This window comes from Nocardiopsis sp. NPDC101807, from assembly GCF_044766605.1.
In the GTDB taxonomy this organism is placed as follows: Bacteria; Actinomycetota; Actinomycetes; order Streptosporangiales; family Streptosporangiaceae; genus Nocardiopsis; species Nocardiopsis tropica.
Genome location: NZ_JBIWMK010000002.1, coordinates 128,238 through 141,601 on the forward strand (window position 1 = coordinate 128,238; position 13,364 = coordinate 141,601).

11 protein-coding genes are annotated in these 13,364 nt (G+C 73.1%); 8 read left to right on the forward strand and 3 right to left on the reverse strand.

Annotation, left to right across the window (positions count from 1 at the left end):
- Positions 1–356 precede the first annotated feature (356 nt).
- Complete coding sequence (locus ACIRPH_RS05705) at positions 357–2,018, reverse strand: MDR family MFS transporter (protein ID WP_402909774.1); 1,662 nt, start codon at positions 2,016–2,018, stop codon at positions 357–359.
- A gap of 219 nt (positions 2,019–2,237) precedes the next feature.
- Here ACIRPH_RS05705 and ACIRPH_RS05710 point away from each other — a divergent pair, with 219 nt between their 5' ends.
- The 3 genes from ACIRPH_RS05710 (at position 2,238) to ACIRPH_RS05720 (ending at position 4,419) form a co-directional block, all read left to right on the forward strand.
- Entirely contained in the window at positions 2,238–2,756 is a 519-nt protein-coding gene (locus ACIRPH_RS05710) for a TetR family transcriptional regulator (protein ID WP_402909777.1), read from the forward strand.
- 108 nt (positions 2,757–2,864) lie between these two features.
- Entirely contained in the window at positions 2,865–3,620 is a 756-nt protein-coding gene (locus tag ACIRPH_RS05715; RefSeq protein WP_402909780.1) for a creatininase family protein, read from the forward strand.
- A gap of 106 nt (positions 3,621–3,726) precedes the next feature.
- Positions 3,727–4,419: a hypothetical protein gene (locus ACIRPH_RS05720; protein WP_402909783.1), complete on the forward strand. Its 693-nt coding sequence runs from the start codon at positions 3,727–3,729 to the stop codon at positions 4,417–4,419.
- A gap of 104 nt (positions 4,420–4,523) precedes the next feature.
- Here ACIRPH_RS05720 and ACIRPH_RS05725 read toward each other — a convergent pair whose 3' ends face one another.
- The gene (locus tag ACIRPH_RS05725; protein ID WP_402909786.1) at positions 4,524–5,225 is read right to left on the reverse strand and encodes a GntR family transcriptional regulator; all 702 of its coding nucleotides are present in this window, start codon (positions 5,223–5,225) and stop codon (positions 4,524–4,526) included.
- Positions 5,226–5,340: 115 nt separating this feature from the next.
- On the opposite strand from ACIRPH_RS05725, the gene ACIRPH_RS05730 reads away from it, so the two are divergent.
- The 5 genes from ACIRPH_RS05730 to ACIRPH_RS05750 all read left to right on the forward strand — a co-directional run bounded on the left by ACIRPH_RS05730 (position 5,341) and on the right by ACIRPH_RS05750 (position 12,587).
- Positions 5,341–6,507, forward strand: a complete 1,167-nt coding sequence (locus ACIRPH_RS05730; RefSeq protein ID WP_402909789.1) for an enolase C-terminal domain-like protein — start codon at positions 5,341–5,343, stop codon at positions 6,505–6,507.
- Between the two features lie 267 nt (positions 6,508–6,774).
- Positions 6,775–8,457: an SLC13 family permease gene (locus ACIRPH_RS05735; protein ID WP_402909792.1), complete on the forward strand. Its 1,683-nt coding sequence runs from the start codon at positions 6,775–6,777 to the stop codon at positions 8,455–8,457.
- A gap of 409 nt (positions 8,458–8,866) precedes the next feature.
- On the forward strand, positions 8,867–11,101 hold the full coding sequence (locus ACIRPH_RS05740; protein ID WP_402911586.1) for a polyprenyl synthetase family protein: 2,235 nt from the start codon (positions 8,867–8,869) through the stop codon (positions 11,099–11,101).
- Positions 11,102–11,103: 2 nt separating this feature from the next.
- A complete protein-coding gene (locus ACIRPH_RS05745) occupies positions 11,104–11,784 on the forward strand; it encodes an ABC transporter ATP-binding protein (RefSeq protein ID WP_402909795.1) in 681 nt (226 codons plus the stop codon).
- Positions 11,781–12,587 (forward strand): ABC transporter permease, encoded by an 807-nt coding sequence (locus ACIRPH_RS05750; RefSeq protein ID WP_402909797.1) that lies wholly within the window; start codon positions 11,781–11,783, stop codon positions 12,585–12,587. The genes ACIRPH_RS05745 and ACIRPH_RS05750 overlap by 4 nt, the downstream gene beginning before the upstream one ends.
- 123 nt (positions 12,588–12,710) lie before the next feature.
- Here ACIRPH_RS05750 and ACIRPH_RS05755 read toward each other — a convergent pair whose 3' ends face one another.
- Positions 12,711–13,364 carry a DUF6518 family protein gene (locus tag ACIRPH_RS05755; RefSeq protein WP_402909799.1) on the reverse strand — a complete coding sequence of 218 codons (654 nt, stop codon included), beginning with the start codon at positions 13,362–13,364 and terminating at the stop codon, positions 12,711–12,713.

A 13,364-nucleotide genomic window follows, 5' to 3' on the forward strand; every position in this document is an offset into this window, starting at 1 on the left:
CGGGCGCATATTCCTGAGCCCCGGGCCGGGTTCGGTGGCCGGGGTGTTTTGCGGATGCCGGCGGAGCGGCGCTGAATTCTCCGCCCGGGGCGATGCGGGAGTACGGCCCCGGAAGGGGCGGGCGTCCGCCGGGCACGGGGTCGCGGGGCGTCCGTGCCCGGAGGCCCGGGGCGCCCGCCGAGGGCCCGCCCCGCACCCCCGTCCGGGGCGCGGACGGCGGCGCCGGTTCCGCGGGCCGGAGGGCCCGCCCCGCACCCTTCGGGGGCCCGGCACGGAGGAGGGGCGCCCCCGCCGGGAGTAGTTCCCGGTGGAGGCGCCCCCGCGGCGCGCGGGCGCGCCGGACGGCGGGGGCGGGCTCAGCCGGCGCCGTCCTCCCGCTTCGCGGCACGGACGACCCGGGCGGCCTGTCCCCGCGCCACCGCACGCGTCCCCGGCCCGTCCCCGGCGGCCGGGACCCGTCCCTCCGCCGCGGCCGGCCCGGTCGCGGCGTCCCCGGCGGCGGCCCCCGCCGCGCCGTCCGAGGGGGTCTCCTCGGTGCCGGGCAGGTCGAGGGTGTCGCGGAGGCGCACCTTGGGCAGGAAGAGGCCCACCACGAGGCCCACCGCGGCGATGCCCGTGGCGACGAGGAAGATGTCGCCGGTCGAGGAGCCGTACGCCGACTCCACGATCCCCCGGACGAACGGGGGCATGGCGTCCAGGTTCAGGGTCCCGCTGCCCGCCGCCGCTGAGGCGTCGACCCCGGCCCCCGCCAGCCCCTCGGAGATGTTCGTGCCGACCCGGTTGGCCAGGACCGCGCCCAGCACCGAGACGCCCATGGTGCCGCCCAGGGAGCGGAAGAAGGTGATGGCCCCGCTGGCCGCGCCGAGCTCGCTCAGCGGGACGGAGTTCTGCACCACGAGGACCAGGTTCTGCATGGACATGCCCACGCCGGTCCCGACGAGGAGCATCCCCGCGGAGACGACGAGCAGCGAGGTGGCCTCGTCGATGGTGGACAGCAGGAGGAAGCCCAGGGTCAGGGAGACCAGGCCGGTGACCACGTACGGCTTCACCCGGCCGGAGTTGGACACCATGCGGCCGGAGACGGTCGAGGAGACCAGGACCCCCAGCATGAGCGGGGTGGTCAGCAGGCCCGCCTCGGTGGGCGAGTAGCCGCGTGCGAGCTGGAAGTACTGGCCGAGGAAGACGGCGCCGCCGAACATGGCCATGCCGACCGCGATGCTGGCCAGGATGGCGATGGCGGTCTCCCGGCGCACCACCAGGTGCAGCGGGATCACGGGCTGCGAGACCCGCGACTCCACCCACACGGCCAGGCCGAGCAGGACGGCGCTGCCGGCGACCATGGCGCCGGACTGCCAGGAGATCCAGGCGAAGTCGTTGCCGACGAAGGTGACCCACAGCAGCAGCAGGCTGACGCCCGAGGCGATCAGCAGCGCACCGGCGTAGTCGACCTTGGTGTCGGCGCGGCGGACGTCGGCCAGCTTCAGGGTGCGGCCCAGCACGAGGGAGGCGATGACCATGAACGGCACGCCGATGAAGAAGCACCAGCGCCATCCGAGCCAGGAGACGTCGGTGATGGCCCCGCCGATCAGCGGCCCGCCGACGGTGGCCACGGCCATGATGCCGCCGATGTAGCCGTTGAGGCGACCGCGCTCCTTCGGGCTGACCAGCGAGGCGATGATCACCTGCACCAGCACCTGGGAGGCGCCCATGCCGAGGCCCTGCACGGCGCGGAACGCGATCAGCTGGCCGGTGGTCTGCGCGAACCCGGCCAGCAGCGACGACACGACGAACAGGACGATCGACAGCTGGAGCAGCTTCTTCTTGTCGAACAGGTCGGCGAGCTTGCCCCAGACGGGCGTGGAGGCCGTCGACGCCAGCAGGGTGGCGGTCACCACCCAGGTGTACTGCGCCTGGGTCCCGTTGAGGGAGCCGACGATCTGCGGGAGGGCCACGGACACGATGGTGCCGCTGAGCATCGTCACGCCGAGCACTATGAGCAGTCCGCTCAGGGAGCGCATGATCGGTGGTTGCCCGGTGTCGGTAAGGGAACGCGTAGTGCTCAAAGAACGACCTCTGCGAGAACGGAAGCGGCCTCGACGGGCCGCGAAGACTGCTCAGGGGGCAAAACTGCATGGTGGGCATTTTTGCACTCCATGTAGAATAACACCGTGGACAGGACACCAGGGCTGCGGGAACGTAAAAAGGCCGAGACGAGACGAGCGGTACACACCGCTGCAGTGCGCCTCACAGTCGAGCGCGGCTTCGACCAGGTCACCGTCGAGGCCATCGCCGAGGCCGCCAACATCTCCCGCCGCACGTTCTCCAACTACTTCGCGTGCAAGGAGGAGGCCCTGCTGCACGGGGAGCGGCTCTACATCGACGCCTTCGTGCGCCACCTGCGCGAACGGCCGCGGGAGGAGGCGGCCTGGTCCGCGCTGCGCGCCGCCGTGCGCGCCCTCTACTCCTCCTGGGGCAGGCCGATGGACCGCGAATGGGCCACGCGCACCCGCCTGGCCCGCGACCACCCCTCGCTCCTGGCCCGGCAGCTCGCCAACCAGGCACGGCTGGCCCAGGACCTGGAGTCCGCCCTCGACGGGAGGGCGGGGCCGCCGGGGGTGCGCCACGGAGTGCTCGTCGCGGTGTTCCTCGCCGGGCTGCGCACGGCGGTCACCGCGTGGAGCGAGGAGGGGGAGCGCGACCTGCTGACGGTCGTCGACGAGGTCCTGGACGAGGTCGAGGCGCCGTTCGGAGGCTGAGGGCGGACCGGTCCCCCGTCGGCGGGTCCGGGGCCGCGGGCGGGTCGGGAGCGACCGGGGGCCGCGCCGCGCCCCGCCGGTCCCGCGCACGGCCGGGATACTGGGCCCATGGACGACCTCACACGTTCCCTGCTGCCCCTGACCACCAGCGCGGAGGAGGGGGAGCGGGCCGCGCGGGTGGCGCTGCTGCCCGTGGGCAGCCTCGAACAGCACGGCCCCCACCTCCCGCTGGTCACCGACACGGTCGTCGCCTGCGTCCTGGCCCGTGTCCTGGCCGGCGCCCGCGGCCTGCGCGTCCTGCCCCCCGTCACCGTCGGCTGCTCCCACGAGCACGCGGCCTGGCCGGGCACCGTCAGCATCTCGGCCCCCACCCTGCACGCCGTCGTCACCGACATCGCCGCCTCCCTCGGGGACACGGGGCTCGTCCTGGTCAACGGCCACGGGGGGAACCACGTGCTCGCCAACACCGTCCAGGAGTCCGGCGGCCGGATGGCGCTCTTCCCCTGCCCCGGCGACTGGGAGGCCGCCCGCGCGGCCGCGGGGATGGCCACCGGCAACGACGGCGACATGCACGCCGGCGAGCTGGAGACCTCCGTGCTCCTGCACGCGGCCCCGGAGCTGGTCCGCGAGGGCTACGAGCACGCCGACCACGTCACCCCTCCGCGCGACCACCTGCTCACCGTGGGCCTGGCGCCCTACACCGCCTCGGGCGTGGCAGGCAGGCCCTCGCTGGCCACGGCGGCCAAGGGGCGCGCCCTCCTGGCCGCGCTCGACCGGGCCTTCGAGGGATGCCTGGCCGCCCTGGACGGCGCGCTCGGCCCCGCGCCCGGAGCGGCCCCCGGCTGCGGTGGCGCCCCGGCCTGAGGCCGGGGCCCGGAGGCCGGTGCGCCCCGGGGCGGGGCGTCCGGCCCCGAGTCGAGGCAAAGATTCGGATTGCTACTATCTCGGAAAACGAGATAGAAAGGCGCCGATGACCTCCCTCGTCTTCGCCGCGTTCGCGCTGGCACACCTGTGCCTGACCCTCTGGCTGGTGTGGCTGGCGGCCACCCGGCGCTCCGCCCACACCGGGCTCGTCGCGCTCGTCGCCGCGGGACTGGTCTACGACAACGGGATCGTCGCCATCGGCTCCACCCTCGGGGCCGGCGACCTGCTGTACGCGCTGAACCTGCCCCGGTTCTTCGTGCACGCCCTGTTCACGCCGCTGCTGGTCGTCTTCGCCGCCGGGGCCGCCCGCGACCTCGGGCTCGGCTGGGCGCGCAGGCGCGCCGTGCGCGCCGCCTTCTGGCTCCTGGCGCTGGCGCTCATCGCCTACGGCCTCGCCACCGAGGCGGTGGGGCTCACCCTGGTCCCCGGCCGGGAGGGGGACGCGCTGCGCTACTCCGCCGCCGAGTCCTCCGTGCCGATCCCCTCCGTCACGGCCATCGTCGTGCTGATCCTGGTCGGCGCCGCGCTGCTGGTCCGTGCGCGGAGCGCGTGGATGCTGGCCGGGTCGGTGTTCATGTTCGCGACCGCGGCGGCGCCCTCCGCGCCGCTGGCGGTGGGCAACCTGGGAGAGGTGGCGCTCATCGCCGGCCTCGCCCTCACGGCGCGGAAGGCCGACCGCGCCGGCACGCCGGTGCGGCCCGCGTGGACGCGCTCCGGGGCGGCGTCCCCGTCCCACTGAGCGCCCTCACCGCTGCGGGGGCGTGCGGCGCCGGCGCGGGGGAGGGGCGTGCGGCCCCCGTCGCCGCCCGTCGCCTGCCGCCCCCGTCGCCTGCCGCCGGCGCCTCAGGCCGAACGCCCGGCGATGGGGTGGTAGGCGCGTTCCCGGCCCTCGAGGGCGTCCGTGACCATGGCCCCGAGGCTGTTGCGGATGTGGGAGCGCACCAGCCCGGCCGCGGCGGCGCCCTCGCCGGCGACGACGAGCTCCAGGATCCGGTGGTGCTGGTTCAGGTCGATGGTGCGCGGCTCCGCGCCCGCCGGCAGTTCCAGACCGATCCGCCGGTACCGGTCGGCCTTGTCCCACAGGTCGTCCAGGAGCCTGACCATCACGTTGTTGTGGGAGGCGGTGTAGATCGCCCGGTGGAAGGCCCGGTGCGCCGTGATGGCCTCCTCGCCCCAGCTGCGGGTGACCGGCAGCAGGGCGTCGGCCGCCGCCCTCATCGCGGCGATCTCCCGTTCCGTCCGGCGCAGCGCGGCGAGTTCGGTGGCGGAGGGCTCCAGCGAGAAGCGGACCTCCAGCAGCTCGCGCGCCTCGAAGGCGCTCATGGGCGCCACGCGGACGTCCCGGTGGGCGTCCATCACGACCCAGTCCTCGCTGGCCAGCCGCCTGATCGCCTCGCGCAGGGGGGTGATGCTCATCCCCATCTCCTCCGCCAGCTCGTACTGCGACAGGCGTGATCCCGGGGCGAGCTCACCGGAGGTGATGCGGCGGCGCAGCTCCGCGTAGGCCAGGCCGCCCTTGCTGGAGAAGACGTTCGCGCTGGTCATCGTGGCCTCTCTCACACAATCCTCGCTCGCGGGCTTGTGACCCCCGTCTCGGCCAGTATAGGCTCCGCATAACTTATAAGGGACTTATAAGAATCGGTTCGGCAGGAAGAAGGCCATGAAGATCGTTTCCGCCCACGTCGGGACCATCCCGATCAGCTCGTCGATGCGCAACGCCTACATCGACTTCAGCAAGATGGACTGCACGATCCTCGCGCTGGTCAGTGACGTGGTGGTCGACGGCGAGCCCCTGGTGGGCTACGGCTTCAACTCCAACGGCCGGTACAACGCCACGGCCATCCTGGGCGAGCGGATGCTTCCCCGGCTGCAGGACGCCTCGCCGGAGGAACTGCTGGACGGCGACGGCGAGCTCTCGCCCGCCGGGGCGTGGGACGTCATGATGCGCAACGAGAAGCCCGGCGGACACGGTGAGCGCTCCGTCGCCGTCGGCGTGGTGGACATGGCGCTGCACGACCTCGCCGCCAAGGCCGCGGGCGTGCCGCTGTACCGGTGGATCTCCGACCACTACGGTGACGGCGACCCGGACGAGGACGTCTTCGTCTACGCCGCCGGCGGCTACTACGCGCCCGGCAAGTCCCTGCAGGACCTCCAGGACGAGATGAGGGGCTTCCTCGACGCCGGGTACGAGGTCGTCAAGATGAAGATCGGCGGCGCCGACCTGGCCGAGGACCTCAGGCGCATCGAGGCGGTCATCGACGTCCTGGACGGTGACGGGTCCCGCCTGATGGTGGACGTCAACGGCAAGTTCGACCTGCGGACCGCGCTGGACTACGGCCGGGCCATCGAGCAGTACGGCCTCTTCTGGTACGAGGAGGTCGGCGACCCGCTGGACTACGGCCTGAACGCGACGCTGTCGGAGAACTACCGCCACCCCATCGCGACCGGCGAGAACCTGTTCTCGCTGCAGGACGCCCGGAACCTGATCCGCTACGGCGGCATGCGGCCGGACCGCGATTTCCTCCAGGTCGACCCGGCGCTGAGCTACGGGCTGACGGAGTACCGCCGGGTCCTGGACATGCTCGCCCTGCACGGCTGGTCCTCCCGCCGGTGCGTCCCGCACGGCGGGCACCAGTTCTCGCTGCACATCGCCGCGGCCCTCAAACTCGGCGGCAACGAGTCCTACCCCGGGGAGTTCCGGCCCACGGGCGGCTTCACCGACGACGCGGTGGTCACCCGCGGCCGTGTGGCGCCGGGGGAGCTGCCGGGCATCGGGCTCGAGGGCAAGGCGGAGTTCCACCGCCTCCTGCGCGGCCTGCACGCCTGACCGGCCGGGGCCGGCGGCCCCCGGACCGTCCGCGGAGACGGTGACCGCCGGTCCGGGCGACCCCCGCGACCGCCCCGGACGGTCCGGACGACCGTCCCCGCAGTGAATCCCCCGAGGAAGTCGGCCCCATGACCGACGGACCCCTGGGCTCCCCGGCGGAGTGCCCACGTCCCCTTTGCCCTCATGGCCGATGTCGACCCGCGTACCCCCCGCGCCGACCCCCCGGCAGCAAGTCGCGCCGAGCAAGAGACCGAAGAAGGTACGGCAATGGCACACCCCTACCTGTCTCCCCTCCGGGGGAACCTGTGGGCCTCGCACCGCGAGATCAAAGAGCTCCTGACGTTCTCCCGGCGCGGCAAGGCGCCGCGTTCGGAGCCGTCGGCGTCCCCCGGGACCGGCGGCGTGTCCGCGCGGGCCCCCGGCGACCCGGAGGGCCCGGAGCCGGGCCGGGGCTCCGGCGATCCCGGACCCGGGTACACGCCCGCACGCGTCACCGGACTGCTGCTCGGTCCGCTGCTGTTCGCGGTGACGCTCCTGTTCTTCGAGCCCGAGGGGCTCTCGCCGGAGGGGCGGGCGGTCCTCGCCACCACCCTCTGGGTCGCGACCTGGTGGATCACGGAGGCGATCCCCATCCCGGTCACGTCCCTGCTCCCGATCGTGCTCCTGCCGCTGACTGGTGCGCTGGGCGGGGACGCCGTGGTCGCGGCGTACGGCAACGACATCATCTTCCTGTTCCTCGGGGGCTTCTCGATCGCGATCGCGATGGAGAAGTGGAACCTCCACCAACGCATCGCCCTCTCGATCGTCGCGGCGATCGGCACGAGCCCGCGCCGTATCGTCCTCGGGTTCATGGTCGCGACGGGCTTCCTGTCGATGTGGGTCTCCAACACGGCCGCCACGATGATGATGATCCCCGTGGGGCTGGCGGTCGTCTACCAGGCCGCCCGTTCGCTGCGGGGCGGGGAATTCGCCGCCGATCTGCCGAAGTTCGAGAAGTCCATCGTCTTCGGCATCGGTTACGCGGCCACCATCGGCGGGCTCGGGACGCTCATCGGAACGCCCCCGCTCGCCATTCTCTCGGCGACCGTCGGGGAACTCTTCGGTGAGAGCATCTCGTTCGGCGGGTGGATGGTGTTCGGCCTCCCGATCGTCGTCGTCCTCCTGGCCTTCACGTGGTTCTACCTGACGGGCGTCGTCTTCAGGGTCCGGTTCAAGCACCTCCCCGGCGGCAGGGAGATCATCCGGGGGGAGAGGAGGGCCCTCGGCAGGATGTCCGCCGAGGAGAAGGCCGTGCTCGTCGTCTTCCTCGGGGCGGCCTTCATGTGGGTGACCCGCTCGTTCCTCTGGGACGGCCTCCTCCCGGGCATCAGCGACGGCGTGATCGCCGTCGTCGCCACGGTGGTGCTGTTCACGCTGCCGTCGCGCGACGACGAGGAGAGGAAGATCCTCCGCTGGGAGGACTCGAAGAAGATCCCCTGGGGGATCCTCCTGCTGTTCGGCGGCGGGCTGGCCATCGCCGCGGGGTTCGTCGAGACCGGCCTCTCCGCGTGGATCGGCGAGCAGCTGCGCACGCTCGACGGGATCGACGTGGTCCTGATCATCGTCATCGCCACCGCCCTCGTGCTGTTCCTGACGGAGATCACCTCCAACGCCGCGACGGCGACGATGATCCTCCCCGTCATGGCGGCCTTCGCGATCTCGCTGAACGTTCACCCGTACGCGCTGATGGTCCCCTGCGCGATGGCCGCGAACTGCGCGTTCATGCTCCCGGTGGGCACCCCTCCGAACGCGATCATGTTCGGCACCGGGCGGGTGACGATCATGGAGATGGTCAGGACGGGGTTCTGGCTGAACGTCATCGCCCTCGTGCTCATCGTCGCGGGGACGCTCTACATGCTGCCGCTCATGTGGGGGATCGACCTCATGTCCCTTCCCGCCGCCTTCCGGTGACGCCTGCCCGGCGACACCGGCCCTGACGCCGGACCGGGGGACGGGACGCGGCGCGAGGCGCGGGTCCCGTCCTCCCGCGTCCCCCACCGGCAGCGGTGAAAGATCAGGACAAAGGGATCTCCCCGTGCCACTGAGTCGGAAATCCCTTTTGTGAAATAAAAGAAGATGCTCCACTCCTTGCCCCCTCATCGGAGTTTTGTCTTTGCGGAGAACGCCGTTCGCAGGGGCTTTTCGGGGGAACCGGAAAGAAAATCTCTCCAGCGCGATAGATTCGCCGATGGGCCGGATTTCAGGGTGCCGGGCGCGGGGTGATTTCTGTTCCCGTGCCCCGGGCCCCTTCGGGAGAACGGTCCGTTCGGACATCAGCAGCGGTCTGTCGACCTTCTTCCGTGAGGAGAGACGTGTGAGCATGGCGACGACGCCCGAGGACGACACGGATCGGCGGGTGTGCCCCGACGCCGCCGCGCGCACCCCGCCGGGGAAGGACCACGACGAGGGCTACTGGCGGTTCGTCACCTGGCTCGACGACGGCGGCGCCCCGGTCGGGCTCACCGTCCATGTGGCCCGGTACAGGGTCGAGGGCGACGGCGCCGGGCACGCCCACGCCGCTACCTGGCACGTCCGCGACCGGGGGGCGGGGGGCGGCGTCGACGCCGCCTGGACCGACGCCGGGTTCCTCGCCCTGGCGCGCGCCGCCGCCGAGAACGACCCCTTCCTGGACCGCAGCGTGCGCGACGCCACGCTGGACCTCCTCACACCCGGGGACGGCCTGTACCCCGACCGCGAGCTGCCCGGGCCCGTGGTGGCGGCCGGGGGCGGCCTCGACCTCGACTACGGCGGAGTCGTCCGCCTGCGCGCGGACGGGGACCGCCTCCTCCTCGACCTGCGCGGCGACGAGGGCTCCTGGCGCCTGCGTCTCACCCCCGCGGCGCCCGCCTCCCCCCACACGGCCGTGGACGGCCTCCCCCCGGCGCGGCCGTCCCGGGTCGTGCCGCGTGCCGTCGTGGAGGGGACCCGGACCGATGTCGGCGGGGAGCGGCCCGTCCACGGTACGGGCTGGTACGAGCGCGTCCTGCCGGACGCCCCCCGCGACGCGGCCGGACCGGCCCCGGACAGCGAACCCGTGTGGACCCGTGCCGTGGCGCTCCTGGACGACGGATGGACCGTCACCGCCACACGCCGGGGCCGGATGGACGCCCTCACGGGGCTGACCCGCACCGAGCCGGCGGAGGTCCTGCTGCACTCGCCGGACGGGGGGTGCACGACGGTGCGGGCGAGCGTGACCGACGCCGCGACCTGGACCTCCCTGGCCAGCCTGCGCGTCCACGTCACCGAGTGGGTGATCGAGGCCCACGGCGGTCTGCGCCTGCGCGTGCGGGCGTGGTCCCCCTCCCAGGAGTCCCGCGCCCTCCTCCACGGCACCGGCACGCTCGTGGCCCACGCCGACGTCGAGGGCGTCCGGGGCGGTGCGCCCGTCCGCGGACGCGGACACCTGGAGTCCCGCCCGGCCGGCAGGATCACGCGCTTCGAGCCCCACATGCGCGGTATAGAGGCCGTGGTGAGGGAGGAACTGGGGCGCGTCTACCCCGACCGCCCGGACCGGGACGCCATGACCGCCCTCGCGGGCCTGGAGGGGCGCCCCGGGGAGCTCGACGCCTCGACGGCGGACGACCTGCACGCCGCGCTCGTGCGCCCCCTCCGCCACACCACGGACGGCGCGGGCAAGGGCATGCGGACCTACCTGTGGTTGCAGATCGTGGACCTGTACGGAGGAGACCCCCACCGCCTCCGGCCCATGCTCGCGGTCATCGAGGCACTCCAGACGGGCAACCTCATGATCGACGACATCCAGGACCGCTCGCCCATGCGCAGGGGGCGGCCCGCCGCCCACACGGTGTTCGGGGACGCGCTGACGATCAACGCCGGGACGCACGCCTACTTCCTCGTCGACCAGGTCCTCCCCCCGCTCGTGCGCGGGGACGACCGCCTCCTCCTGGCCGTGTACCGGATCGTCATGGGCATCATGCGCGCCGGGCACGCGGGCCAGGCCCTGGACATCACCGGCCACGCCGCCGCGATGGACGAGGCCGTGCGCACCGGTGAGGCCGGCCCCCTCCTGAACCGGATCCGCACCGCCCACCTCCTCAAGACGGCCCTGCCCATACGCAGCCTCACCGAGATCGCCGCGCTCCTGTCCGGCGCCTCCGAGGAGCAGCTCCGGGGCGTCCGCGCCTACGGGGAGAAGGTCGGCCTGGCCTTCCAGATCGGGGACGACGCACTGGACCTGAGGGGGGTCACCGTGCGCGACCCCTCCGGAGCGCTGGCCTCCACCAAACTCCGGGCCGAGGACCTGCGGGAGGGCAAGGTGACGATGCCCCTGGCCCACGCCGTCGCACTCCTGCCGCCCGACCGCGTACGCGCGATCTGGGAACGCGTGCGGACAGGCGTGGCGGACGAGGCGGAGGCCGCGGCGATCGCCGACGAACTCATCGCCTGCGGCGCCGTACGGGCCTGCGAGGACGAGTGCCGCGCGCTGGTCGACGAGGGCTGGGGACGGTTGCGGGGGAACCTGCCCCGGAACTGGTCGGCGCTGGGGCTCCACGCCCTGGGAACCTGGGCCGTCCACCGGAACGCGGAGTGCTGAGCATGGCACGTCCCGCGTCGCCGCGCCCCGGGGAGGCGGCCCCGGCACCCGCCGCCGACACGTCCACGCTGAGCGTCCGCGGGGTCCACAAGTCCTACGGCCACCACCGCGTACTCCGCGGCGCCGACCTGGAGCTGCCCCCCGGGCGCCTGGCCGGCGTGGTCGGCGAGAACGGCGCCGGCAAGTCCACCCTCCTGCGCATCCTCGCCGGACAGCTGGCGCCCGACCGGGGGGAGGTGGCCTACGCCGGGCGGCTGGGGTACTGCCCCCAGCACACGGTCCTCAACCCGTCCTTCACCGTGGAACAGCACCTGCGGTTCTTCCAGGTCGCCTACGACCTGCCGGACCTGGCGCTGGCCCACGAGCTCATGGAGGTGCTGTCGTTCACCGGGTACCGGCGCCACCGCGTGGGCGCCCTCAGCGGGGGGACCCGGCAGAAGCTCAACCTCACCCTGGCCCTCATGCACGATCCGCCCCTGCTGCTCCTCGACGAGCCCTACCAGGGGTTCGACTGGGAGACCTACGAACGCTTCTGGGAGCTGGCCGCCCGGCTGCGCGACCGGGGCAGGTCGGTGCTGGTGGTCTCCCACATCGCCTTCGACACGACCCGCTTCGACCGCCTGTGGCGCCTCGAACAGGGGTGCACGGTGCCGGCGCCCTCCCACCCGGGGGAGGGGCGGTGAACGTGCGCCGCGCCTGGGACCGCTACCGGACCGCGACGGTGTTCGCGGTCACCGAGCACCTGCGCAACCGCCTGGCCCTGGTGCTGGTGCTGGGCTTCGTGCCGCTGTGGATCACCCTGGTCCACCTGGTGATCGCCGACGGCGACGTCACGTTCCTGCTGCGCGCCAGCGGCGAGCACCTGACGGTGAACGGCAACCACATCAGCCAGATCTCGGGGGCGGTCAACGCCGTCACGCTCATCGTCGGCTTCATGATGTTCATCGTGACGTTCCGGTCGGTCGGCTTCGACGAGAGGCTGGTGCTGGCGGGCTACCCCCGCAGCCACCTGCTGGCGGCCAAGCTCACCGCACTGGTCCTGGCCACGGCGGTGGTGTGCGCCTACGCCACGGCCGTGACGGCCGTGTACTGGACCCCCGAACGCCCGGTGGCGCTGTGGGCGGCCCTGTGCGGGGCGGCGCTGGCGTTCGGCGGGATCGGGATCGCCCTCGGGGTGGCCCTGCGCGGGGAGCTGGAGGGCATGTTCGTCGTGATCATGCTCAGCATCATCGACATGGGGCTCCAGAACCCGGTGGCCAACCCCGCCGCCGACAGCGACGTCGTACGCTACCTGCCCGCCTACGGGACCATGCAGGCGGGAACGGCGGCGGGGTTCGTGGAGGACGTGCCCTGGGCCCACATGGCGCTGGGGCCGCTGTGGTTCGTGTGTGCGGTGGTCGTGGCGGGCACGGTGCTGTGGGCGCGCACCCGTGACCGCCGCTCACCCCTGGCCGGGGTGCGCAGGGGCGTTCCGCGGCGGGGGTGAGGGACGCTCGGCCGCACCACCCGCGCGGCGCGCCCGGGACGGGCCCCGAAGCCGCCGGGAGGGGTCAAACCCTCCCGGCGGCCGCGGGTCCGGGGCGGTCCGCCGAACACGGCCCGGGCCCGGTCAGAACCAGAACCACTGGATCGGGTTCATGCCGTAGACGGCGACGAACGCGCCGCCGACGACCGCGGTGACGGCCACCGAGGTCAGGACCGGGCGCCGCGCGGGGAAGCGCCGCGCGCACGCCCACGCCAGGAAGGCCAGGCCCGCGGCGACGGACACGCTCCAGTAGGCCACCGAGGTGGTCTCGGCGATCATGAGGTGCCCGTAGACCCCCTCGCCGATGAGCACACCGCTGAGCATGCCCGTGCCCCAGGGGGCGAAGCCGGTGCGAAAGCGCAGGGCGTGGGCCGTCAGGCCGAGGAAGGGGCCCACCACGACGGCCGCGGTGAGCCAGAAGACCGTGGTGCCCGCCGAGGCGTGGTAGCCGCGCAGGACCGAGGCCAGGTCGTAGCCGAGCATCATGCACGCCAACGCCGCCATGGCGGCGGCCACGGCCGCCCACCGGCGCCGGGACGGCAGGGCGAGGAGGAACGCCGCCACGCTCCACGAACCGCTGGAGTTGCTCAGGGAGTGCAGGTGGAAGGGCAGCCATGTCTGACCGAAGGAGGTCAGCGCGCCGATGGCCAGCCCGCCCAGCGCGGCCGCGGCGAGGGCTCCCACGGAGGCGGCGAGGCCGGGGGACGCCGGGTGCGGGGTCGTCGTAGAGGTGCTCAT

Coding starts and splice junctions, on each gene's coding strand:
- ACIRPH_RS05705 (WP_402909774.1), bottom strand. CDS start 2,018: ATGCGCTCCCTGAGCGGACTGCTCATAGTGCTCGGCGTGACGATGCTC.
- ACIRPH_RS05715 (WP_402909780.1), top strand. CDS start 2,865: ATGGACGACCTCACACGTTCCCTGCTGCCCCTGACCACCAGCGCGGAG.
- ACIRPH_RS05720 (WP_402909783.1), top strand. CDS start 3,727: ATGACCTCCCTCGTCTTCGCCGCGTTCGCGCTGGCACACCTGTGCCTG.
- ACIRPH_RS05725 (WP_402909786.1), bottom strand. CDS start 5,225: ATGACCAGCGCGAACGTCTTCTCCAGCAAGGGCGGCCTGGCCTACGCG.
- ACIRPH_RS05730 (WP_402909789.1), top strand. CDS start 5,341: ATGAAGATCGTTTCCGCCCACGTCGGGACCATCCCGATCAGCTCGTCG.
- ACIRPH_RS05735 (WP_402909792.1), top strand. CDS start 6,775: ATGGCACACCCCTACCTGTCTCCCCTCCGGGGGAACCTGTGGGCCTCG.
- ACIRPH_RS05740 (WP_402911586.1), top strand. CDS start 8,867: ATGGCGACGACGCCCGAGGACGACACGGATCGGCGGGTGTGCCCCGAC.
- ACIRPH_RS05745 (WP_402909795.1), top strand. CDS start 11,104: ATGGCACGTCCCGCGTCGCCGCGCCCCGGGGAGGCGGCCCCGGCACCC.
- ACIRPH_RS05755 (WP_402909799.1), bottom strand. CDS start 13,364: ATGAGCACCTCTACGACGACCCCGCACCCGGCGTCCCCCGGCCTCGCC.